Source organism: Flavobacterium sp. ASV13 (assembly GCF_000745775.1).
Taxonomy (GTDB): domain Bacteria; phylum Bacteroidota; class Bacteroidia; order Flavobacteriales; family Flavobacteriaceae; genus Flavobacterium.
Genome location: NZ_JQJY01000001.1, coordinates 247528 through 271185, shown reverse-complemented (window position 1 = coordinate 271185; position 23658 = coordinate 247528). Strand labels below are relative to the sequence as shown.

Below are 23658 nucleotides of genomic sequence, written 5' to 3'. Positions count from 1 at the left end.
TGAGTAATTCTCTCGCAAAGTTTTATGCTAATTCTAAATTTCTTTTTCCATCTGCCAATAATTCAATATTTATTGTAGAATATTCTTCAGGAAGCAAATTGGTAATTTTTTCAGACCATTCAATAAAACACCAATTTCCGGAATACAAATAATCGTCAACACCCATATCGAGTGCTTCGGTTTCTTTGTTTAATCGGTAAAAATCAAAGTGATAAACCGTTTGATTATTGTTGGTTTGGTATTCATTCACCAAAGAAAAAGTTGGGCTGCTGGTTGCATCTTCAACACCTAAAGTTTTGCATAATTGTTTGATTAAAGTTGTTTTTCCAACTCCCATTTCTCCATTAAAAAGGATAATTTTTTTAGGATTTGAAACAATAATCTGCTCTGCAACTTCTTGAATTTGGTCTAATGAAAAAACGATATTCATTTCTATTTCTGTTTATTTTAATTTCAGTCTTTCCTGATATTTATCGGGAAAGACTGAAAACTTTATTTAGGGTTAAACACCAAAAACGGAATAATCATTTCTTCTAACGAAATTCCGCCATGCTGATACGTGTTTTTGTAATAACTCACATAATGATTGTAGTTGTTTACATAGGCCAAAAAGAAATCATTTTTGGCAAAAATAAACGAACTACTCATGTTTATTGCTGGTAAGCCAATTGTTTTAGGCTCTTTAACAACATAAACATCTTTTTGTTCGTAAGTCAAACTACGTCCAGTTTTGTATCGCAAATTTAGGCTTGTATTTTTATCTCCCACAACTTTTGACGGATTTTTTACATTTATTGTTCCGTGATCTGTTGTCAGAATTAATTTGAAACCTAAAAGTTGTGCTTGCTGGATAATCTCTAATAAAGGTGAGTTTTTGAACCAGCTTAATGTTAAGGAGCGGTATGCTTTATCATCAGAAGCTAACTCTTTTACAACTTCCATCTCTGTTTTAGCATGCGAAAGCATATCGACAAAATTGTAAACTACCGTTACTAAGTCGTTTCCTTTTAAAGCTTTAAAATTTTCTGCGAGTTTTTTACCGCCGGCATAATTGGTGATTTTAAAATAATCTTCCTTAATATTTAAGCCCAAACGTTTTAATTGAGCTGAAAGAAATTCAGCTTCATAAAGGTTTTTTCCACCATCTTCGACATCATTTTTCCAATATTGCGGAAACTGTTTTTCCATTTCAATTGGCAGTAAACCAGAGAAAATAGCATTTCGGGCATATTGTGTTGCAGTTGGTAAAATAGAGAAGTAAGGAACTTCTTTTTCTAATTTGTAATAGTTAGAAATAACAGTTTCAAATGATTTCCATTGATCGTATCTTAAATTATCGATCACTACAAATAAAATTGGTTTGTCCTTCTTTTTAAGTTCAGGAACAACCAACTCTTTAAATAAATTGTGTGATTGAATAGGTTTATCTGCTTTTGGAGCAAACCAATCTTCATAGTTTCTTTCGATATATTTTCCGAATTGAGAATTGGCTTCCACTTTTTGAGATTCCAAAATTTCAATCATCGCAGTATCATTGATATCCTCAAGTTTCAATTCCCAAAAAAGCAGTTTTTTATACAGTTCAACCCAGTCTTCATAAGAATTAACCATTGCTAATTCCATCGAAATTTTTCTGAATTCCTTCTGATAATCTAAAGTCGTTTTTTCAGTAATCAATCTCGAGTCATCCAGATTTTTCTTCAAACTCAATAAAATCTGATTCGGATTTACCGGTTTTATAAGGTAATCAGCAATTTTAGAACCAATTGCTTCTTCCATTATATATTCTTCCTCACTTTTAGTGATCATGATCATAGGGATGGCCGATTTTTTTTCTTTCATTTCAGAAAGCGTTTCCAATCCACTCATTCCGGGCATATTTTCATCTAAAAAAACAATGTCAAAATTATCTTCTTCGAATAAAGCAACTGCATCAAGACCATTGTTGCAAGTTGTTACCGAGTAGTTTTTTTTCTCCAGAAATAATATATGAGGCTTTAAAAGATCAATTTCATCATCGACCCAAAGTATTTTTATCTTATCCATAAACAAATTTAATTTTAATGCAATTTAGAAGTATAGAACTTAAAAAGTATTAAAAATAGTATAAATTTCAGATAAATGAAACCTAATTTTGATATAAAATCTTTTTGATTTTTAAGTATTTGCCTCAAAATCAGCTAAATTTAATGTTAACTTTTAAATGAAAAACTATAGTTATTTACTTATATTTGTTGACCTAAAAAATAACCAAATAGTGACTCATATCAATAAGTTAAAAATATTCAATGATCCCATTTACGGGTTTATTACAATCCCGAATGAACTTATTTACGACCTAATCCAGCATCCATATTTTCAGCGTTTACGCCGTATTTCACAAATGGGACTTTCGTATTTGGTTTATCCGGGAGCCAATCATACACGTTTTCATCATGCATTAGGATGTATGCATCTGATGAAAAAAGCGATAGACACACTTCGTTTTAAAGATGTTGCAATTTCTGAAGAAGAAGAAAATGCATTGTTGATAGCGATTTTACTTCATGATATAGGACACGGGCCGTTTTCTCATGCAATGGAAAAAAGTATTGTTGAAGATGTACATCACGAGGCGATTTCTTTATTGTTTATGAATCAGTTGAATGAAGAATTTGGCGGAAAATTAAGTTTGGCTATTCAGGTTTTTAAAGGAGAATATCACAGAAAATTTATGTTGCAATTGATTTCAAGCCAATTGGATATGGATCGAATGGATTATCTAAAACGTGACAGTTTTTATACTGGAGTTGCAGAAGGAAATGTGAATTCTGAGCGTTTGATTCAGATGATGAATGTTGAAAATGACGTTTTAGTTATAGAAGAAAAAGGAATTTATTCTGTAGAGAAATTTCTGCTTTCAAGACGATTGATGTATTGGCAGGCGTATTTGCACAAAACAAGCTTGGTTGCCGAATTGATTTTAATGAAAGTATTGAAAAGAGCAAAAGAACTGACATTAAAAGGAATTAATCTTCCTTGTAGCGAACCACTTTTGTTTTTCATGCAAAACAAAATCACACTTGAAGATTTTGATGCCGAAAAACTGGATTTGTTTTCTCAATTAGATGATTTTGATATAATCAGTGCTCTAAAAGCCTGGCAAAGACAAGATGATTTTATACTTTCGACTTTAAGTAAAATGATCATTAACAGAGATTTGCTAAAAATAAAAATGAGCGCAGAGAAGATTTCGATTGAAGAATCTCAGGCAATGAAAGAAGAGTTTGCACAAGATCATCATATTTCATTATTAGAAGCCGGTTATTTTATTTTTAGAGGAAAAATTAAAAACCAAGCCTATAGTAAAGCTGCTGAACCGATACGAATTTTGAAAAAAGATAAAACAATTGAAGATGTTGTGGAAGCATCTGACCAGCTGAATTTGAAATCGTTATCTAAATTGGTAACAAAATATTATATCTGTTTCCCAAAACAACTTATCTAAAATTAACATTTAAAATCTATTTTTTATATTTTTGTCGCGATGAAATTTACAGCAGAACAAATAGCAGGAATTTTAGAAGGAGAAGTTGTTGGGAATCCCAATGCAGAAGTTTCTCGGCTATCTAAAATCGAAGAAGGCGAAGAAGGATCGCTTACTTTTTTGGCTAATCCAAAGTATGTTAACTACATATATAGCACAAAAGCGACAGTAACAATTGTTAACGACAGCTTTGTACCAGAACAAGATATCACTACTACTTTAATAAAAGTAGAAGATGCTTATGCAGCATTTTCTAAGCTTTTACATTTTTACAATCAGGTAAAATTGAATAAAACCGGAATTGAAGCGCAGTCTTTTATGTCTGAAGGAACAAAATATGGAGAAAATCTATATTTAGGAAGCTTTAGTTATATTGGACAAAATGTAGTTTTAGGAAATAATGTGAAAATTTATCCGAACAGCTTTATTGGCGACAATGTCGTAATTGGCGATAATGTATATGTTTTTGCGGGAGCAAAAATTTATTCTGAAAGCGTAATTGGAAATAATTGCACGATTCACTCTGGTGTCATAATTGGTGCCGATGGTTTTGGTTTCGCTCCAAATGAAAACGGGGAATATAGTAAAGTACCACAAATTGGAAATGTTATCCTTGAAGATAATGTTGATGTTGGTGCAAATACTACAATTGACAGAGCAACACTTGGTTCTACAATTATTAGAAAAGGAGTGAAATTAGACAATCAGATTCAGATTGCTCACAATGTAGAAATTGGGAAAAATACTGTTATAGCTGCTCAAAGTGGTGTTGCAGGTTCTACTAAAATTGGAGAGAACTGTATGATTGGAGGTCAGGTAGGTATCGCAGGCCATTTAATTATAGGTAATAATGTTAGGCTTCAGGCACAGTCAGGAGTTGCCAGAAACATTAAAGATGATGAAGTTTTACAAGGAACTCCATCGCTTGGATATACTGATTTTAATAAATCGTACGTCCATTTTAAAAATCTTCCTAAAATTGTGGCTGAAGTTGAAGAAATAAAAAAACAAATAATAAACCCAAAAAATGGAAATAATGGTTAAACAGAAGACCATCAAAAATGAAATTTCACTAACAGGCGTAGGATTACACACTGGAAAAGAAGTTACAATGACTTTCAAACCAGCTCCTATTAATAATGGTTTCACTTTTGTTAGAGTAGATTTGCAAGGTCAGCCAATCATTGAGGCTGATGCTAATTATGTTGTTAATACACAAAGGGGTACTAATTTAGAAAAATTAGGTGTAAAAATACAAACTCCAGAGCATGTTTTAGCAGCAGTAGTTGGATGCGATTTGGATAATATTATTATTGAATTAGATGCATCTGAACTTCCTATTATGGATGGTTCATCAAAATATTTTGTCGAAGCTATAGAAAAAGCAGGTATCGAAGAGCAAGATGCGCAACGTAACGTTTATGTAGTAAAAGAAGTAATTTCATTTACTGACGAAGCAACGGGAAGCGAAATTCTTGTAATGCCAAGCGACGATTATCAAGTAACAACAATGGTTGATTTTGGTACAAAAGTTTTAGGTACGCAAAATGCAACACTTAAAAGTATTGCCGATTTTAAAACAGAAATTGCAAGTTCTAGAACTTTTAGCTTTTTGCATGAGTTAGAGTCTTTATTAGAGCATGGTTTAATTAAAGGAGGTGATTTAAATAATGCAATTGTTTATGTAGATAAAGAAATTTCTGAATCTACTATGGAAAACTTAAAGAAAGCGTTTGGTAAAGATGAAATTTCTGTAAAGCCAAACGGAGTATTAGACAATCTGACTTTACATTATCCAAACGAAGCTGCAAGACACAAATTGCTTGACGTTATTGGAGATTTATCTCTTATCGGAGTTCGTATTCAAGGGAAAATTATTGCAAACAAACCAGGGCATTTTGTAAATACTCAGTTTGCTAAAAAATTGGCTAAAATCATTAAAATAGAACAGAGAAATCATGTTCCGGTTTATGATTTAAACCAAGAGCCATTGATGGATATTCATAAAATCATGGCAATGCTTCCACACAGACCTCCATTTTTGTTGATTGACAGAATTATTGAAATGTCTGATCGTCATGTGGTTGGTTTGAAAAATGTTACTATGAACGAGAATTTCTTCGTAGGGCATTTCCCTGAAGCGCCAGTTATGCCAGGAGTTTTAATTGTTGAAGCTATGGCACAAACAGGAGGGATTTTGGTTTTAAGCACTGTTCCGGATCCTGAAAATTATTTGACATATTTCATGAAAATTGACAATGTTAAATTCAAACACAAAGTATTGCCAGGTGATACCTTAATTTTCAAATGCGAATTGATTTCTCCAATCAGAAGAGGAATTTGTCATATGCAGGCAAATGCATACGCAAATGGTAAATTAGTAACTGAGGCAGAATTAATGGCACAAATTGCAAGAAAACAATAATTAATCAAATTTATTGTTTAGGTTTGTTGCCCTCAAATTAGACTATTTTAATTTAAAATATAAAACATACATATGAATCAACCATTAGCATATGTTCATCCTGGCGCTAAAATCGCTAAAAACGTTGTAATTGAGCCTTTTACAACAATTCACAATAATGTTGTTATTGGTGATGGTACTTGGATTGGTTCAAACGTGACCATCATGGAAGGTGCGCGTATCGGTAAAAATTGTAATATTTTTCCAGGAGCGGTAATTTCTGCGGTGCCACAAGATTTAAAATTCGGCGGAGAAGATTCTCTTGCTATAATTGGAGATAACTGTACAATTAGAGAATGTGTTACAATCAATAGAGGTACAGTAGCTTCAGGACAAACTATTCTTGGAAACAATTGTCTAGTAATGGCTTATGCTCACATTGCGCACGACTGTGAAATTGGAAACAATGCAATTATTGTAAATGGTGTTGCTTTGGCAGGACACGTTGTTGTTGGAAATCATGCTGTTATTGGAGGTTTAGCGGCTATTCATCAATTTATTCACATTGGAGATCACGCGATGATTTCTGGTGGATCATTAGTTAGAAAAGACGTTCCGCCATACACAAAAGCAGCGAAAGAGCCATTATCATATGTTGGAATTAATTCAGTTGGTTTAAGAAGAAGAGGTTTTAGCACTGAAAAAATCAGAGAAATTCAGGAAATCTACAGAATTTTATACCAAAAAAATTACAATACTACACAAGCTTTAAGCATTATTGAGGCTGAAATGGAAGCGACTCCTGAGAGAGATGAAATTTTAGATTTTATCAGAAATTCATCACGAGGAATTATGAAAGGTTATTCAGGAAACTATTAAAAATAAAGTTTAATTGTTTATTTGTTGAATCGTTCAATCGGAAAAACAATTAAGCGATTAACGTTCAACAAAAAATAAAATAAAACAAATTACAATGGCATCTACATCAGATATTAGAAACGGATTATGTATTAAATTTAATCACGACATCTATAAAATTATTGAATTTCTTCACGTAAAACCTGGAAAAGGTCCAGCTTTCGTAAGAACTAAATTAAAAAGTTTAACTTCAGGTAAAGTATTGGATAATACATTTTCTGCAGGTCATAAAATTGACGTTATTCGTGTTGAGACACATACATTCCAATATTTATATCCAGAAGGAGATGATTTTCACTTTATGAATGCTGAAACATTTGAGCAAATTTCTTTAAACAAAAACATCTTAGATGCTCCAGATTTGTTGAAAGAAGGAACAAATGTAATGGTTCAGATTAATACAGAAACTGATTTACCTTTATCAGTTGATATGCCTGCATCTGTAATTCTTGAAGTTACTTATGCTGAGCCAGGAGTAAAAGGAAATACAGCAACAAATGCTACAAAATCTGCTACGGTAGAAACTGGAGCATCTGTAAATGTACCTTTATTCATTAACGAAGGTGATAAAATTAAAATTGATACAGCTTCAGGTTCTTACATGGAGCGTGTAAAAGAGTAGTTTTTAATTAAGATAATTTGTCAATGAGTCAATTAGATTATTAGTGAATCGATATAATTTTGAACATTCATAATCTAACTGACTCATTTCTAATTGACATATTTTCTAATTGACAAATTTTCTAATTATAACATATGAAATTTCCAAAGGTTTATTCTTTAGAAGAAATTGCAAATTTGCTTAATTGCGAATTTATAGGCGATAAAAACTTTCAGGTTTTGGGCATGAACGAAATTCATGTTGTGGAGCCCGGAGATATTGTTTTTGTTGACCATCCAAAATATTATGATAAAGCTTTGCAATCTGCAGCAACTATTGTTTTGATTAACAAAAAAGTAGATTGTCCAGAAGGAAAAGCACTTTTGATTTCTGACGATCCTTTCAGAGATTTCAATACTTTGACTAAACATTTCAAACCTTTTCAATTTGCAAATGTAGCTATTGCCTCATCAGCAGAAATTGGAGAAGGGACTTTAATTCAGCCAAATAGTTTTATTGGAAATCACGTAAAAATTGGCAAAAACTGTCTAATTCATTCCAATGTTTCAATTTATGATCATACTGTAATTGGCGACAATGTCATTATTCATGCTGGAACTATTTTGGGAGCTGATGCATTTTATTACAAAAAGCGTCCAGAAGGTTTTGATCAATTAATTTCTGGTGGAAGAGTTGTTGTTGAAGACAATGTTGGTATCGGAGCACTTTGTACTATTGATAAAGGAGTAACGGGTGATACCACAATCGGAGAAGGAACAAAAATTGATAATCAAGTTCATGTTGGACATGACTCTGTAATTGGTAAAAAATGTTTAATTGCTTCACAAACCGGTATTGCCGGATGCGTGGTAATTGAGGATGAAGTTACTATCTGGGGTCAGGTAGGAACAACTAGCGGTATCACAATAGGAGCGAAAGCTGTTATTATGGGACAAACAGGTGTTACTAAATCGGTTGAAGGTGGAAAATCTTATTTTGGAACCCCAATCGAAGAATCAAGAGAAAAGTTAAAACAATTGGCTAATATCAAAAAGATTCCTGAAATTCTAAATAAATTGAAGTAATATGTCTATAAAAGAATTTGTTCAAAGATTTTATAAGTCGGATGCCTTAATTGATAGTGAAATTATGAAAATCTACTTGCATCCTGAAGTAAAGTTAGAATGGCACAGCACTAAAGGATTAATCGAAATGGATTATGATTCGATGTTGGATATGGCAAATGAATTAGGTCGTGCTTATGTTCGTTCAAAAGTGAGGATGAGTCATATCATTGAAGAAGATGATTTAGTATCAGTACGTTATTCTCATTTTGTAAAAACGATTGAAAACCCAAGAGAAGAAATGTTGTTAGCGCATTTTACGGCAATTTGGCAAATAAAAGACGATAAGCTTTATCGCGGTTATCAAATGAGTCAATTTTCTTAATTTTTTTTGATAATAAAAAGGTAAAATACATTACAAAACCTTACTTTTGCATCACAATTTTAAAAACTACATAAAATATATATCATGAGTGTTTTAGTTAATAAAGATTCCAAAATAATTGTTCAAGGATTTACAGGGAGCGAAGGAACTTTCCACGCTTCTCAAATGATTGAGTACGGTACTAATGTTGTTGGTGGTGTTACTCCAGGAAAAGGAGGAACTAGCCATTTAGATCGTCCAGTTTTTAATACAGTAAAAGATGCTGTAGATCAAGCTGGAGCTGATACATCTATTATTTTTGTACCGCCAGCTTTTGCTGCTGATGCAATTATGGAAGCTGCTGATGCCGGAATTAAAGTAATTATTGCTATTACAGAAGGAATTCCTGTTGCAGACATGATTAAAGCAAATAATTATGTTAAAGAAAGAAGCTCTAGATTAATTGGACCAAACTGCCCGGGAGTTATTACTCCAGGTGAAGCTAAAGTTGGTATTATGCCAGGTTTCGTTTTCAAAAAAGGAACAGTTGGTATCGTTTCTAAATCAGGAACTTTAACTTATGAGGCTGCTGACCAAGTTGTAAAACAAGGTTTAGGAATCACTACAGCTATCGGAATTGGTGGAGATCCAATCATTGGAACTACAACTAAAGAAGCTGTTGAATTATTAATGAACGATCCAGAGACTGAAGTAATCATTATGATTGGTGAAATTGGAGGTCAATTAGAAGCTGATGCTGCTAAATGGGTAAAAGCTGATGGTAACCGTAAACCAGTTATTGGTTTTATCGCTGGAGAAACTGCTCCTGCTGGTAGAACAATGGGTCACGCTGGTGCTATTGTTGGAGGTTCTGACGATACAGCTGCTGCTAAAAAACAAATCATGAGAGATAACGGAATTCACGTTGTTGATTCACCAGCTGAAATTGGTAAAAAAGTTAAAGAAGTACTTGGATAATCTTCAAGTTTCAAAATAAAAAATTCCAAAAAAAAGTCTCAATATTTTGTTGAGACTTTTTTACATTTTAAAATACTGAGGTATAAATAGAAAAAACTTAGCATCGTAGAACCTCAGTATCTTAGAGGCTTAAAAAAGAAATATGTACAAAGAATTAGAAAAGTTTAAAGCAACCAATAGTTTTGCTTTTACGATTGAAGACAGTTTAGAAGAAGTTTGCAACGCTCCAGAGGGAAGTGCTGGAATTTTTGTAGTATATGCTGTTGAAGGAGCAGAGAAAGAATTGATTATGGTTGGTTCTACAGGAACTGTTCAGAATGATGGAACATTAAAAAGCAAAAATGGTGGTTTATATGATAAAATTGTAAACGGACACCAATTTGCAAAAACAGGAAGAAAATATTCTTGGCCAGCACAAATGAAATTGGAAAACATTTCTGAATTAGAAGTAGTTTGGTACGAAACTTTCAATGCTGATGCTAAAGCAATTCCAACTGCTGTTGAAGGACAGGTTTTGCAAAATTTCTTAGATCAAAATGCTAAATTACCTAGATGGAATGTAGCTTTCTAAAGTTATTTTTCAATATAAAAGCATCAAAAAGCCTTACTTTAATTAGTAAGGCTTTTTTTATGAAATTTTAGGTTTTGATTTTTTGATTTTATATATTTAAAAACCAAAACCAAACTAAACTAAACCTATGATCAAGAACTACTTGCTATTGCTAGCTTTATGTATATTTGCCTCTGTAAATTCTCAAATAATTGATATTCCTGATGCTAATTTTAAGGCAAAATTGCTAGGAGCCGACGTAGATAATTCAATATCTATGAATGATGATGGTACTGCAAGAAAAATTGATATAAACGGTGATGGTGAGATTCAAGAGTCAGAAGCATTATTAATTTCATCATTAGATATTCGAAATAGTAATATATTATCCTTGGAAGGAATTCAAAACTTTAGAAATTTATTGTTTTTGGAATGTTCTGACAATAAGATAACAACATTGGATTTAAGAAGTTTGTCAAACCTTAAAATAATATCCTGTGATAGAAACAATATGACAAATTTAAATGTTCAACAATTGTCAAAACTTCAAACTATTAGTTGTTGGACTAACAAATTAACAGAGCTAAATTTGAATGGATTATCAGGTTTGCAAAATCTGCAATGTGGTGAAAATATCATTGCTTCACTTGATCTTATTCAATGCCCTGATTTAATAAATTTAGGAGTTTATAAGAATAAAATATCAAATTTAGATTTAAGCAGTTTTTCAAAACTTGAAAATTTATTTTGTGGTTATAATGAATTGATCACTTTAGATTTAAGTAACTCCATTCATATGAAAACACTGCATTGTGACAATAATAAACTAACTAGTTTAAAATTACCAGTCACTGATAAATTATGGCAATTGGGTTATAGTCATAATTTTTTAACAAACGTCGATTTAAGTAATTTGTCTGGTCTTCTCGAATTAATGTGCGGATCTAATAATATAAAAAAGTTAGATTTGAAAGGACTTGAAAAGCTTCAATATTTAGATTGCTATAATAATGAAATTAGCAGTTTAGGACTGTCGGATGTGCCGAATCTGACTTTTTTAAATTGTTTTGGAAATTTGTTAACAGAAATTGATGCAACAGAATGTAAAGGTTTACAAAATTTTTATTGTAATGATAACCCATTCTTGCAAAATGTTTTCTTGAAAAACGGTAGTATTGAAATAGATTTAGACTTTTCAAATAATTCTAAGTTAGAATATATCTGTGTTGATGATGAGCAGATAAGTAGCATTGAAAATATTCTTAGGCAAGAGGGATATACGGATTATAACGTTAATTCCTATTGTTCTTTTAAACCAGGAGGAGTAAGTTACTCAATTCAAGGAACAAATCGTAATGATTTGAATAATAATGGATGTGATGCTTTAGATATCCCAGCTTCTTTTCTAAAGTTTAAAATTGACGATGGAACGAAATCAGGAAATATTATAAGCAATGAAATGGGAAAATATGATGTGAAAGTTCCAGCAGGAAATTATAAAATTACACCAGTTTTTGAAAATCCGAGTTATTTTTCTATTTCACCAGCTGAAATTCAAGCAGATTTTCCAACAGTTTTAAGTCCAGTTGTGCAGGATTTTTGTGTTAAGGCTTTAGGAATTCATAATGATTTGGAAGTAACAATATTGCCTATATGGCCATCAAGACCAGGTTTTACAGCAAAATATAAAATTATATATAAAAACAAAGGAAATAAAGTTCAGTCCGGAACAGTAAATTTGGTATTTGATGATTCTGTTCTTGATTTAACAAGTTCTAGTCCTTCAGTTTCTAATGTAACATCAAATAAAATTTCATGGAACTTCACTAATTTAAAACCATTTGAATCTAGAGAAATTGTTTTAAATATAAAGATAAATTCTCCAATTGAAACTCCTGCGATTAATAACGGGGATATTCTTCATTACACCGCTTCAATAACTTCTTCTGAAACAGATGAGCTGCCTATAGATAATACTTTTGTATATAATGAGATAGTAGTTGGTTCGTATGATCCAAACGATAAAACTTGTCTTGAAGGAAATGTTATTACTCCAAGTCTAATTGGTGAATATGTTCACTATATGATTCGTTTTGAAAACACGGGAACTTATATGGCTCAAAATATTGTAGTTAAAGATATGATTGATCTTTCAAAATTTGATATTTCGTCTTTAGTACCAACTAGCGCGAGTCATTCGTATACGACAAAAATCTCTGATGGAAATAAAGTCGAATTTATCTTCGAAAATATAATTCTTCCTTTTAATAATGTCAATCGAAATGGATACATCGCTTTTAAAATCAAAACATTACCAACTTTAAAAACTGGAGACACTTTTGAAAATGAAGCTAATATTTATTTTGACTATAATTTTCCAATCTTGACTAATAAAGCAAAGTCAACATTTAAAGCGCTTGGAACAAAAGATTTTGAGTTTTCTCGATATTTTAATATTTATCCAAATCCAGTTAAAGATGTAGTAAATATTAATTCTAAAAATACTATCGAAAAACAAGCCATGTATGTTTATGATATGCTGGGACAATTAATTATTGCGGTTCCTCATGCTGAAAATGTTTCAAATATTGATGTTTCTAGGCTCCAGTCTGGAAGCTATTTCTTAAAAATAAAATCAGATAAGGGAAATTCGAGTGTTAAATTCATAAAGTTATAAACTTTTAAAAGCTTTGCTGAATTTATTAAGGCTTTATATGTTTAGGTTTTGATTCTTTGATTTTATATATTTAAAAACCAAAAATTAATTTAACCTATGACCAAAAACTACTTGCTGTTGGTGGCTTTATGCATTTTTTCTTCAGTAAAATCCCAAATTATTAATTTTTCTGATCCTAATTTTAAGGCTCGATTATTAAAATCTAGTTATACTAATGAAATTGCTAAGGATAGTGGCGGAAATAAATTAAAGATTGATTATAATAATGATGGCGAAATTGACCTTAATGAAGCATCAAATGTATCTCAATTAAATATTGATCAGCCTTATTTTGATGAACAGATTATTACGGATTTATCAGGAATTAACAACTTTACAAATCTTACAGTATTATATTGTCGATCAAATAAAATCACAAATTTAGATTTAACTGGATTAAAAAAATTAAAGGATTTAGATTGTAATACTAATTTATTAACGAATCTTGATTTAAGTTATTTGTCTGAGTTGCAAAGTTTGAATTGCAATTATAATCAGATAAATAAAATTGAACTTAAAGGCTTTAAGAATTTGATGTATTTGTCTTGTGCATTTAATAAGCTGACAAATATTGATTCTTCATTATTGACTAATTTAGTAGATTTTTCTTTTGATTCAAATTTAATTTCCTCTGTAGATTTATCAAATAATTTGAGTTTGAAAACTTTAGGATGCTCAAGTAATAAACTTAAAAATCTTGATATTTCTAATTTAAAAAAACTTGAAAGATTATGGTGTTACAATAATGAATTAAGCCAATTGAATATATCAGCCCAACAAAATTTGATAGACCTACAATGTCATCATACTAAATTAACGACAATTGATTTAAGTAATTTAAAATATGGTGCTTTTGTTGAACTAAGAAATAATGATTTAAGATCAATCTTTTTAAAAAACGGATTTTCTGATAATTCGCGAATGATATTAGATGATAATCCTAATTTGGCTTATATATGTTGTGATGAAAATGAAACTGAAAATTTAAAATTGCAGCTTGGATATTTAGGTTATACAAATTGCGTTGTAAATTCGTATTGCACATTTGCTCCTGGAGGAACTTCTTATACGATTTTAGGAAATCAAAAATTAGATGCTGATAATAATGGATGTGATGATGCTGATTCTAATTATATTAATTTAAATTTTAATATTACAAATGGAACGATAAAGGGAAATATCATTTCAGATGCTTCTGGAAATTATAGAATTCAAGTAGGAGAGGGAACACACACAATAACTCCGGTTTTAGAAAATCCTAATTATTTTACAGCTTTCCCAGAGTCGGTATCAGTTACTTTTCCTAATGAAAATAACTCATTTAAACAAAATTTCTGTATAAGTCCAAAAGGAATTCACAAAGATTTAGAAATTACTATTTTAGAAATACTTCCTGCAAGACCAGGTTTTGACGCAAAGTATAAAATTATCTATAAAAATAAAGGAACTCAAACTATGTCAGGTTCTGTGACATTAGATTTTAATGATGCTGTTTTGGATTTTGTTTCTTCTATGCCTGCAATTACAAATCAATCTTTGAACAAATTAGTTTGGGACTATGTTCATTTAAAACCTTTTGAAACTAGAGAAATAGAATTTACGCTCAATGTAAATTCTCCAATGGAAACTCCTCCAGTTAATAATAATGATCGTTTGAGTTTTAATGCTTTAATTACGCCAATAACTGGCGATGAAAAACCAGTCGATAACTCTTTTGCAATGCGCCAGATTGTTGTTGGTTCTTTTGACCCAAATGATAAAACATGTTTGGAAGGGGATGTTATTAGACCGGAATTAATTGGAGAATATGTTCATTATTTGATTCGTTTTGAAAACACAGGTACATATCCTGCTGAAAATATTGTAGTTAAAGATATTGTTGATCTATCGAAATTTGATGTTTCAACACTTGTTCCAACAAGTTCAAGCCATTCTTATACAACTAAAATTTCAGAAGGAAATAAAGTAGAATTCATCTTTGAAAAAATAAATCTTCCTTTTGATGACGCTCATAATGACGGATATATTGCTTTTAAAATCAAAACGTTACCAACATTAAAAGTTGGAGATTCTTTTACAAATGAAGCTAATATCTATTTTGATTATAATTTCCCGATTTTAACGAACAAAGCAACTGCAACTTTTAAAACCCTTGGAACTTCGGATTTTGAATTTTCTCACTATTTTAATATTTATCCAAATCCTGTAAAAGATCGATTAAATATTTCCTTGCAAAATAATACAGAAATTAAATCAATTGAAATTTATGATGTATTAGGGCAGTTAATTATTGCAGTTCCCAATGCTTTGAATGTTTCGAGTATTGATGTTTCAAAATTGATAACTGGAAATTATTTTCTAAAAATTAAATCTGATAAAGGGTTTTCAAGTACAAAATTTATTAAATATTAATAGTTTACAAAAAAAAGAGTCTGAAAATTTAAGACTCTTTTTTTTGTAATATGATTATCTTTTTAAAGTAAAATGCGATTTAAATTCTTTTTCAATTTTATTTTCAGTAAAAAGTATTTTAAACCAATAATCGGTTGCCGGCATTTGATGCCCATTATAAGTTCCGTCCCAACCTAAAGTTTTAGAGTTTAGCTGTTTTAAAAGTTTTCCATAACGATCAAATATAAAAATTCTATCATTTTCAATTTCTTCATAAGAAGTAATATTCCAAGTATCATTATGTCCATCTCCATTTGGGGTGAAGAATTTTGGATATCCAATTATTGTAAATTCTTTGCTCAGCGTAATACAACCAGTGTTACTTCTCGCAGTAATAATGTGTTTACCGGGAGTAATATTTGTAAATTCATTTGAAGATTGAAAATTTAAATTGTCTATTTGATATTCAAAAAAACCTAAAGCATTGGTTACGTTAACCGCTACATTAGCGTTTTCAGAAAAAGTATCAGATTGTATAATTGTTAATTCGCCTGAGTTGGTTTTTACACTAGTAACAGTAGCTTCAGAAGCGCTTGAAGTGCATATTGTGTTCCTGTCAATGGCAATCACAGCATAATGTCCCGCCTTTTTAGCTTCTAATGTACTATTGTATTCATTTTCGATTTTTGTTCCATCTAAAAACCATTCAAAAGTATATAATGAATTGGATAACTGAGTATTCAATAAATAGGATTGAACAACTTTACTCGTTATATCTTCAATACAAATCTGGCCATTTTCAATTTTTGGTTCAATTTTAGAAAATATTTCGACAACTACTTTTCCTATTGTTGCACATTGGCCTGGATCTGGAGTAAAAATGCCTTCTGCATAAGTAGTATTGTATGAAACAGATGAAAATCTTCCAGTAATTCCGTTAGTTGACGATGATGGCAGGTACATGGTTTCTCCGTAGCATAATGGAGCAATCGGTGCAAAGGTTGGAACTATTTTTTTATTTACAACTACGGTTGTTTTCATGCTTGTGGCACATTCTCCGGAATTCGGTGTAAAAGTATATTCAGTTGTTTGTGAGTTGTTTATAGCTGGTGACCAAGTTCCTGCAATCCCGTTATTCGATAGTACTTGGAGACCAAAAGAATCACCTTCACAAATTGGTGCAATTGGATTAAATGTTGGAATTGTTTTTTGATTTACTTCAACCGTTAATTTTCCTGAAATGGCACATTCGCCAGAATTTGGAATAAAAGTATATTCAGTTGTCGTTAGATTGTTTATAGCGGGTGACCATGTTCCCGAAATTCCATTATTAGATTGTGATGGAAGAACAATAATATCACCTTCGCAAATTGGCGCAATGGTATTAAATGTTGGAACTGTTTTGGTTTTTACACTTACCGTTAATTTTGTTGTATTGGCGCATTGTCCAGAATTTGGAGTAAAAGTGTATTCCGTTGTAGTTAAATTGTTTAAAGCAGGTGTCCAGGTTCCAGTTATTCCGTTGTTTGATTGTAATGGGAGCGTGAATAATTCACCTTCACATATTGGAGCAATAGTTGTAAATAAAGGATCAGTTTTAGCATAGACAATTATAGTTCCTGTTACTGTTGCACTCGTGCCACAACCACCTTGAGTAGAAATAGTATAATTAAACGTTCCTGATGAAGTTGGAATACCACTAATGGTAAATGTATTTCCAACTAAACTTGTTGTCACGCCCGCTGGTAGATTTCCAGAAGTAATTGATGCACTTGTGGCTCCTCCGCCAATAATATAAACAATGTCCGCTATTGCTGTATTTTGACAAACTTGTTGTGAGACAGCTCCTTGACTATGAGTTAAGGTGGGAGTAATAACACAGGTGTCAAGAATACAAGAAATGGAGTTTGGACCATAACATTCTGCAGGTGTTCCAATAGGGGTAACCGTAATGGTAACAGTTTCACCAGCTGGTACATTTTGAACAGTATAGGAATATACTTTGCCTAAAAATCCAACATCTACTTTTGGATTACTGCCTATTTGGTAAGCAACAGAAAACTCTGCATATCCTAGTGCCAACCAATCAAAAGTAATGGAATTGGACGTTTTTGTGCCACAATAAAGATAGGGTTGAGCAATCGTAGCAAAATCTATTTTTATATCATCAGAAACAGGGCATCCAATTCCGCTAGGAGTTGCTTTTACAGCGTAAGTTCCAGATTGATTAACGGTTATTTCCGGACCAGTTTGAGATGGAATTACTGTTCCATTGTATTTCCATTCATGTACAACTGAAGGATCTAATCCCGTTTTTAAAGTATAAGTTGTGGCTGAACAAATTTTTAAATCTTCACCCAAATCAATACCGGAAGATTTAAAACTTGCGCCTTCTATAAAAACTGCCGAGTCATAATTATTATCATCTACATTGGCAATTGCTAGTTTTATATGATAAGTTTGCCCGCATTCAACATCTGAACTTGCCTGTATAACTTTTGTAAATCCGTCATATTGTATTGTTGCGCCATTTGTATTATCAATATAGTATTGGCAGTATTCACATGGACCAGCGTTTGATTTTCCGTTATTTAAGTTATTTATTGATACTGGCAATGTGCTGGTAGGAATCAAAGCAATGTTTTTTGCATTTCCGGTATACGGACCACTTATTCCCGGGCCACTTAAAAAGAAACCAAAGTTGTCGTTATACAGATCATTTACAAATTCAGGATATTCATCAGAAGCAAATACAAAATTGAAAGTGAGTTTGTTTCCTATTGGAACAAAGTCAAATTCTAAAACGGCAACATTTCGGATGGGTTGATTATTGGTTAAAATAGATAAATCCGCATCACCTTCAAAAGAGTTTGATGTTGGAAGAGTAGCCAAGGAACGGTCATTCGGACCTTTGGCAATAATTGTATTTCCAGTTCCTAAAATTATTCCTTTATTTATTCCAATGTTAGTGGTAGATCCGTTGTCAAAAAGAGCAATTTGGTCACTTATAGCATTTGATGAAGATCCATTAAATTTAATATTTGAAATATTAATTCCTTGTCCAAGCAACACATTTTGTGCTAATTGCTGAGGAGTAAAACTTGTATTGTCAATAATTAATTGTGCTCTTACAAAGTTTGAAACAAATATAAATACAATGACAAGTAGGAGTTTCTTCATTAGAAATTTTAAAAATAATAGAGATAGAAAAACAAATATAATTAACCAAATGAAGACATTTTAGTTTTCTTAATAAATTCTTAATAAAATATTTTTGCACGAATTGGTTTACGAGTTAAAATATTATATTTACGATTCCAAAAAACTTTTTATGAAGAAAAACTACTTTGTACTAACGGTACTTTTTTTATTTTTTAAATTAAATGCACAAACTATTGATTTTAAAGATCAAAATTTTAAGACACGATTGCTTCAATCTAGCTCTAACAATTTAATAGCTAAAGATTTACAAGGAAATTATTGCAGGATCGATTCAAATTATGATTATGAAATACAAGTATCTGAAGCTCAAAATATAAGTTGGTTGAGTGCAGGAAATTCATTAATCACTGACTTATCAGGAATTGAAAATTTTACTCAATTAAATTATTTGGATATTGGTAATGAAGGAGGCGTTAATAATAATGATGTAAAGTCACTAAATATAAGTATGCTTGTAAAGCTTCAAGAATTTAATTGTGAATCAAATTATAATCTTGTAAATCTTAACTTTTCAGGCTGTACAAATCTTACATCATTTAATATCAACAGCACTAATATAGGAACTATTGATTTGAGACCATATACAAAGTTAGAAACTCTTCAATGTAATGGTAGTCATTTAACCTCGTTAAAGATAGATGGTTTATTAAGTCTTAAAACATTGTTTGCTATTGGCAATCAAATACAAACTCTTGATTTGACTAGTTGTAAAAATTTAAATCAAGTTATGATGGATTCTGGTGAGCTGGTTTCTTTAGATTTAACAGGTTTGTCAAAACTTGAAAAAGTAAATGTCTATAATAACAAATTGACTTCATTAAAATTGTCAGGCTGTACAAGTCTATCTGAATTAGATGCTTGGATTAATAAATTGACTACTCTTGACGTTTCAAATTTGCCAAATCTTAAACGCATTTCTGTACTGAGTAATGAATTGCAGGTTTTAAATCTTGAAAATTCTAATAATCTCGAAGATATAAATTGTGATAACAATAAAATAAGTTCTTTAGCAGTTGAAAAACTGTTGAATCTTAAAAATTTGTCATGTTCACGCAACAATTTGACCTCCATTGATGTAAGCAGTTTGAAGAAGTTAGAATGGCTAATTGTAAGTTTTAATAATTTAGAAACTTTAGACATTAGCCAATGTCCTTTATTAGCAAACCTTCATATTAATAACAATAATTTAGTATTTGTTAATCAAAAGAATGGAATTAAAAAGAGTAATTACCAATGTTCTGATAACAACAATCTAAAATATATTTGCTGTGATGAAGATGAGTTAGAATTTTTATTTCCTAGCCGTAATGCACCTTATCCATTTTCGTTAAATTCATATTGTTCATTTACACCGGGTGGAGTTTATTATGTTATTAAGGGTAAAAATACATTTGACAGTAATAATAATGGATGCGATGAATCTGATATTATGCTTAATAGTTTAAATTATAAAATTAGTGACGGAATTAAAACATCAAATATTATTTCAAATTCAAGCGGGAATTATGAAATTCAGATGGGAGTAGGAAAACATACAATAACTCCAATGATTGAAAATTCAACTTATTTTAACGTTTCTCCGGGATCTATTTCCGTTGTTTTTCCAACAGAAACAAGTCCATCGATTCAAAACTTTTGTGTTACTCCAAATGGCATCCACCAAGATTTAGAAATTGTTTTTGTGCCTGTAATCCCTGCAAGACCAGGGTTTGATGCCACATATAAAATAGTTTTTAAAAACAAAGGGAATCAAGTAAAGTCAGGTTCAGTAACACTTGATTTTAATGATGCGGTTTTAGATTTTGTTTCTGCAATGCCACCAGTTACTAGTCAAGCAACAAATAAGTTGACTTGGAATTACGAAAATTTACAGCCATTTGAAACCAGAGAAATTTTACTTACCCTAAATGCAAATTCTCCAATGGAAACCCCAGCTGTAAACATTAATGATCGTTTGAGTTTTAATGCTTTAATAATGCCAATTGCAAATGATGAAAAACCTGTTGATAATTCGTTTGCACTACGTCAGATTGTTGTTGGCTCATACGATCCGAATGATAAAACTTGTCTCGAAGGAGATGTAATTAAACCAGAACTAATTGGGGAGTATGTGCATTATTTAATTCGTTTTGAAAACACAGGAACCTATCCAGCAGAAAATATTGTAGTTAAAGATATGATTGATTTGTCAAAATTTGATATTTCGACTTTGGTTCCGACTAATGCGAGTCATTCATTTATAACCAAAATTTCCGATGGAAATAAAGTGGAGTTTATCTTTGAAAAAATCAATCTTCCTTTTGATGATGCACATAATGACGGCTATATTGCTTTTAAAATCCAAACCTTGGCTACTTTAAAAGTTGGGGATTCTTTTACAAATGAAGCCAATATTTACTTTGATTATAATTTCCCAATCTTAACAAATAAAGCAAGTTCAACTTTTAGTACGTTAGGAACTCAGGACTTTGAGTTTTCACAGTATTTCAACATTTATCCGAATCCTGTAAAAGATGTTTTAAATATCAACACTAAAAAGGAAACAGAAAAGCAAGCGATATATGTTTATGATATGTTAGGACAATTAGTTATTGCTGTGCCACATGCTGAAAATGTTTCAAATATTGATGTTTCAAGACTTCAGGCAGGGAATTACATTTTAAAAATTAAAACAAATTCAGGAATTACAGCTGCAAAATTCGTTAAACACTAATAAAATCTATAGGCGATAAAATCTTACAATATAACTATAGTTAGTTAATAGAATTAATTTTAACATTTAGTCATAAGCTTAGCTAAATCAATAAAGAGAGACAGTTTTCTATATTAGGAAACTGTCTCTTTTGTGTAAAATAATTGTTTTTAAATATTTGCTTTTATATATTTATCGAACAAAAGTGAAGGATAATGTTAAAAAACTAAAATCTTTTCATTAAATAAAAACTAAACTCTTTTAGAATACAGCCCCAACAAGAATGAATATATCAACTTTAACTCCAAGTCTTTTTGACGATAATGCACTTTGGAATAAATTGAAAGATGGTGATGAAAAATCATTTTCAATGTTATTTGAAAGATATTATGCCGATTTAGTTCGGTATGGTAATTCTCTTTCTCCATTTGAAGAAAAAGTGCAGGACTGTATTCAGGATGTTTTTACAGATATTTGGATTTATCGAAATTCACTTCAAAATTCAGTTGTAGTTAAAGCTTATTTATTAGCGAGTGTCCGAAAAAGAATTGCACGTTTACATGAGCGAGATCATATCTTTCGCAAAACTGCCAGTACAGATTCTATTGCTTTTCTTCTGGAATTTTCAGTTGATCATGAACTTTTAGATGACGCAGATGATGATGCAAAAGAAAAAATAGTTCACTTAAATAAATTGCTGAATGATTTGCCGACAAGACAAAAAGAAGCCTTGTATCTTCGTTATCATCAAGGTCTTAGTGTAGAACAAATTGCCGAAATGCTGGATGTGAATTATCAATCTGCAAGTAATTTATTGCATCGCGGTTTAATGAGTCTTCGCAAGGATTGGAAAGGGACTTTTTCCTTATTTCTTCTGCTATCTGCAAGTAGTTTTTAATTTTATTTCAAAAAATATAAAAAAAATCACAATTTGGTGAGTATATAATAAGAGAGCTGTCCTCTATGTTTTTGTAACCTTATTTTTAGATGCAAAAACGTAACACATATACTCAAATTGAAGACTTCTTGTCAGACGAATCATTCCAATCCTGGATTTTGCTTAAAATTGATCAGGACGGCTGGGAAGAGTGGACTCTAGAAAGTCTGCAGCGCGCTAAACTTGTTGAAGACGCCAGACTTTTGTTGTTGGCAATGAAAGTTCCAGAATCTGATTTATCAACTTCTGATGTTCAAAAAGCACTACAAAACACCTGGATTAAAATTGAAGAAAAGGAAAATGAAATACTTTTCAGCAAGAATGCCGGGACAAAGTTTTTTAAAAACTATTTTTTAACCGGTATTGCGGCTAGTTTATTCTTTTGCCTGATTTCGATTTGGTATTATAAAAATTATATTCCTGCAGACAATATTGTTACCTATAAAGAACTGATAGCAGAAAATAGTGAAGGATTAGTTGAACAAACCAATAATTCTGACAATCCACAAATCATCACATTATCAGACGGAAGTTCTGTTTTATTACAGCCAAATAGTAAATTGAGTTACCCTAAAATCTTTACCGGGAACGAAAGAAAGGTGTATTTATCCGGCGAAGGTTTCTTTGAAATTAGTAAAAATCCTAAAAAGCCTTTTTTCGTTTACGCTAATGAGATTGTTACAAAGGTAGTTGGAACTAGTTTTAGAGTTAAAGCTTATTCTGATCAGCCTGATGTAGAAGTTCTTGTTCGCACCGGTAAAGTGAAGGTAAAATCAAATGACTTGGTTGCCAATTCAAATCAGGAAGAAGTGATTCTTTTGCCCAATCAGGCACTTCGGTTCTTTAGAAGTGATTTGAAATTCAATAAAATCACAAACATCACTCAAGATAAAGAGCTGGTACAGAATGTAGGCAATATTGAGCAGCTAAGTTTCGAATTTAGCGATATTCCGGTTTCACAAATCTTCGAGACAATCGAACAAGCATATTTGGTTAAGATTGATTACCCTGTAAATAAATTGAAAGACTGTCATTTGACAACGTCGCTCAGTGATCAGCCTTTGCCGGAAAAATTAAAAATTGTTTGTAAAAGTATTAGTGCTGAAACCAATTTCGAAATGAATGGTAATCAGATAATTATAACTTCTGAAGGTTGTAATTAATTGTGTTTTATAACTGTAATTATAATTCATTTTTAATTTCTGTCTTTTTTCAACTAAACTAAAAATTAACCAAAACCAAAACTAATATTATAAGCCTATGTAAAAACAATTGCATAAAAAAAGTGCCGAAAT

General features: G+C 31.2%; 17 protein-coding genes. 14 read left to right on the top strand and 3 right to left on the bottom strand.

Annotation, left to right across the window (positions count from 1 at the left end; genetic code table 11):
• Nucleotides 1–22: 22 nt before the first annotated feature.
• Together tsaE and GQ47_RS01175 are read right to left on the bottom strand one after the other, a co-directional pair.
• Complete coding sequence (gene tsaE / locus GQ47_RS01180; protein ID WP_035643892.1) at nucleotides 23–430, bottom strand: tRNA (adenosine(37)-N6)-threonylcarbamoyltransferase complex ATPase subunit type 1 TsaE; 408 nt, start codon at nucleotides 428–430, stop codon at nucleotides 23–25.
• Between the two features lie 62 nt (nucleotides 431–492).
• Nucleotides 493–2046 (bottom strand): T9SS response regulator signal transducer PorX, encoded by a 1554-nt coding sequence (locus GQ47_RS01175; protein ID WP_035643890.1) that lies wholly within the window; start codon nucleotides 2044–2046, stop codon nucleotides 493–495.
• A gap of 211 nt (nucleotides 2047–2257) precedes the next feature.
• Between GQ47_RS01175 and GQ47_RS01170 the strand changes: the two genes are divergently transcribed.
• From GQ47_RS01170 to GQ47_RS01120, 11 genes are all read left to right on the top strand, one after another.
• Nucleotides 2258–3487, top strand: a complete 1230-nt coding sequence (locus GQ47_RS01170; protein WP_035645040.1) for an HD domain-containing protein — start codon at nucleotides 2258–2260, stop codon at nucleotides 3485–3487.
• Between the two features lie 39 nt (nucleotides 3488–3526).
• Nucleotides 3527–4570 (top strand): UDP-3-O-(3-hydroxymyristoyl)glucosamine N-acyltransferase, encoded by a 1044-nt coding sequence (gene lpxD, locus GQ47_RS01165; RefSeq protein ID WP_035643888.1) that lies wholly within the window; start codon nucleotides 3527–3529, stop codon nucleotides 4568–4570.
• On the top strand, nucleotides 4563–5951 hold the full coding sequence (locus GQ47_RS01160; protein ID WP_035645037.1) for a bifunctional UDP-3-O-[3-hydroxymyristoyl] N-acetylglucosamine deacetylase/3-hydroxyacyl-ACP dehydratase: 1389 nt from the start codon (nucleotides 4563–4565) through the stop codon (nucleotides 5949–5951). The genes lpxD and GQ47_RS01160 overlap by 8 nt, the downstream gene beginning before the upstream one ends.
• A 72-nt stretch (nucleotides 5952–6023) precedes the next feature.
• Entirely contained in the window at nucleotides 6024–6809 is a 786-nt protein-coding gene (lpxA, locus tag GQ47_RS01155; RefSeq protein WP_029270176.1) for an acyl-ACP--UDP-N-acetylglucosamine O-acyltransferase, read from the top strand.
• Between the two features lie 94 nt (nucleotides 6810–6903).
• The gene (efp, locus tag GQ47_RS01150; protein WP_035643886.1) at nucleotides 6904–7470 is read left to right on the top strand and encodes an elongation factor P; all 567 of its coding nucleotides are present in this window, start codon (nucleotides 6904–6906) and stop codon (nucleotides 7468–7470) included.
• Between the two features lie 134 nt (nucleotides 7471–7604).
• Entirely contained in the window at nucleotides 7605–8534 is a 930-nt protein-coding gene (locus GQ47_RS01145) for a UDP-3-O-(3-hydroxymyristoyl)glucosamine N-acyltransferase (protein WP_035643883.1), read from the top strand.
• 64 nt (nucleotides 8535–8598) lie between these two features.
• On the top strand, nucleotides 8599–8898 hold the full coding sequence (locus GQ47_RS01140) for a nuclear transport factor 2 family protein (RefSeq protein WP_238567930.1): 300 nt from the start codon (nucleotides 8599–8601) through the stop codon (nucleotides 8896–8898).
• A gap of 84 nt (nucleotides 8899–8982) precedes the next feature.
• Nucleotides 8983–9855: a succinate--CoA ligase subunit alpha gene (gene sucD / locus GQ47_RS01135; RefSeq protein ID WP_035643878.1), complete on the top strand. Its 873-nt coding sequence runs from the start codon at nucleotides 8983–8985 to the stop codon at nucleotides 9853–9855.
• A 142-nt stretch (nucleotides 9856–9997) separates the two neighbouring features.
• Nucleotides 9998–10426 (top strand): hypothetical protein, encoded by a 429-nt coding sequence (locus GQ47_RS01130; RefSeq protein ID WP_035643876.1) that lies wholly within the window; start codon nucleotides 9998–10000, stop codon nucleotides 10424–10426.
• Nucleotides 10427–10553: 127 nt separating this feature from the next.
• A complete protein-coding gene (locus GQ47_RS01125; RefSeq protein WP_035643874.1) occupies nucleotides 10554–13082 on the top strand; it encodes a DUF7619 domain-containing protein in 2529 nt (842 codons plus the stop codon).
• A 96-nt stretch (nucleotides 13083–13178) separates the two neighbouring features.
• Nucleotides 13179–15533 carry a T9SS type A sorting domain-containing protein gene (locus GQ47_RS01120; RefSeq protein ID WP_035643872.1) on the top strand — a complete coding sequence of 785 codons (2355 nt, stop codon included), beginning with the start codon at nucleotides 13179–13181 and terminating at the stop codon, nucleotides 15531–15533.
• A 54-nt stretch (nucleotides 15534–15587) separates the two neighbouring features.
• On the opposite strand, the gene GQ47_RS23550 is transcribed toward GQ47_RS01120, so the two are convergent.
• Nucleotides 15588–18692 carry a T9SS type B sorting domain-containing protein gene (locus GQ47_RS23550; RefSeq protein ID WP_051951267.1) on the bottom strand — a complete coding sequence of 1035 codons (3105 nt, stop codon included), beginning with the start codon at nucleotides 18690–18692 and terminating at the stop codon, nucleotides 15588–15590.
• A 151-nt stretch (nucleotides 18693–18843) separates the two neighbouring features.
• On the opposite strand from GQ47_RS23550, the gene GQ47_RS01110 reads away from it, so the two are divergent.
• The 3 genes from GQ47_RS01110 (at nucleotide 18844) to GQ47_RS01100 (ending at nucleotide 23526) form a co-directional block, all read left to right on the top strand.
• The gene (locus tag GQ47_RS01110; protein WP_035645032.1) at nucleotides 18844–21447 is read left to right on the top strand and encodes a DUF7619 domain-containing protein; all 2604 of its coding nucleotides are present in this window, start codon (nucleotides 18844–18846) and stop codon (nucleotides 21445–21447) included.
• A 262-nt stretch (nucleotides 21448–21709) separates the two neighbouring features.
• Complete coding sequence (locus tag GQ47_RS01105; RefSeq protein WP_035643870.1) at nucleotides 21710–22324, top strand: RNA polymerase sigma factor; 615 nt, start codon at nucleotides 21710–21712, stop codon at nucleotides 22322–22324.
• 89 nt (nucleotides 22325–22413) lie between these two features.
• Entirely contained in the window at nucleotides 22414–23526 is a 1113-nt protein-coding gene (locus tag GQ47_RS01100; RefSeq protein ID WP_035643868.1) for a FecR family protein, read from the top strand.
• Nucleotides 23527–23658 lie beyond the last annotated feature (132 nt).

Coding starts and splice junctions, on each gene's coding strand:
- efp (WP_035643886.1), top strand. CDS start 6,904: ATGGCATCTACATCAGATATTAGAAACGGATTATGTATTAAATTTAAT.
- GQ47_RS01145 (WP_035643883.1), top strand. CDS start 7,605: ATGAAATTTCCAAAGGTTTATTCTTTAGAAGAAATTGCAAATTTGCTT.
- GQ47_RS23550 (WP_051951267.1), bottom strand. CDS start 18,692: ATGAAGAAACTCCTACTTGTCATTGTATTTATATTTGTTTCAAACTTT.
- GQ47_RS01120 (WP_035643872.1), top strand. CDS start 13,179: ATGACCAAAAACTACTTGCTGTTGGTGGCTTTATGCATTTTTTCTTCA.
- GQ47_RS01175 (WP_035643890.1), bottom strand. CDS start 2,046: ATGGATAAGATAAAAATACTTTGGGTCGATGATGAAATTGATCTTTTA.
- GQ47_RS01160 (WP_035645037.1), top strand. CDS start 4,563: ATGGTTAAACAGAAGACCATCAAAAATGAAATTTCACTAACAGGCGTA.
- GQ47_RS01130 (WP_035643876.1), top strand. CDS start 9,998: ATGTACAAAGAATTAGAAAAGTTTAAAGCAACCAATAGTTTTGCTTTT.
- lpxA (WP_029270176.1), top strand. CDS start 6,024: ATGAATCAACCATTAGCATATGTTCATCCTGGCGCTAAAATCGCTAAA.
- GQ47_RS01100 (WP_035643868.1), top strand. CDS start 22,414: ATGCAAAAACGTAACACATATACTCAAATTGAAGACTTCTTGTCAGAC.
- GQ47_RS01140 (WP_238567930.1), top strand. CDS start 8,599: ATGAAAATCTACTTGCATCCTGAAGTAAAGTTAGAATGGCACAGCACT.
- tsaE (WP_035643892.1), bottom strand. CDS start 430: ATGAATATCGTTTTTTCATTAGACCAAATTCAAGAAGTTGCAGAGCAG.
- sucD (WP_035643878.1), top strand. CDS start 8,983: ATGAGTGTTTTAGTTAATAAAGATTCCAAAATAATTGTTCAAGGATTT.
- GQ47_RS01125 (WP_035643874.1), top strand. CDS start 10,554: ATGATCAAGAACTACTTGCTATTGCTAGCTTTATGTATATTTGCCTCT.
- lpxD (WP_035643888.1), top strand. CDS start 3,527: ATGAAATTTACAGCAGAACAAATAGCAGGAATTTTAGAAGGAGAAGTT.
- GQ47_RS01105 (WP_035643870.1), top strand. CDS start 21,710: ATGAATATATCAACTTTAACTCCAAGTCTTTTTGACGATAATGCACTT.
- GQ47_RS01110 (WP_035645032.1), top strand. CDS start 18,844: ATGAAGAAAAACTACTTTGTACTAACGGTACTTTTTTTATTTTTTAAA.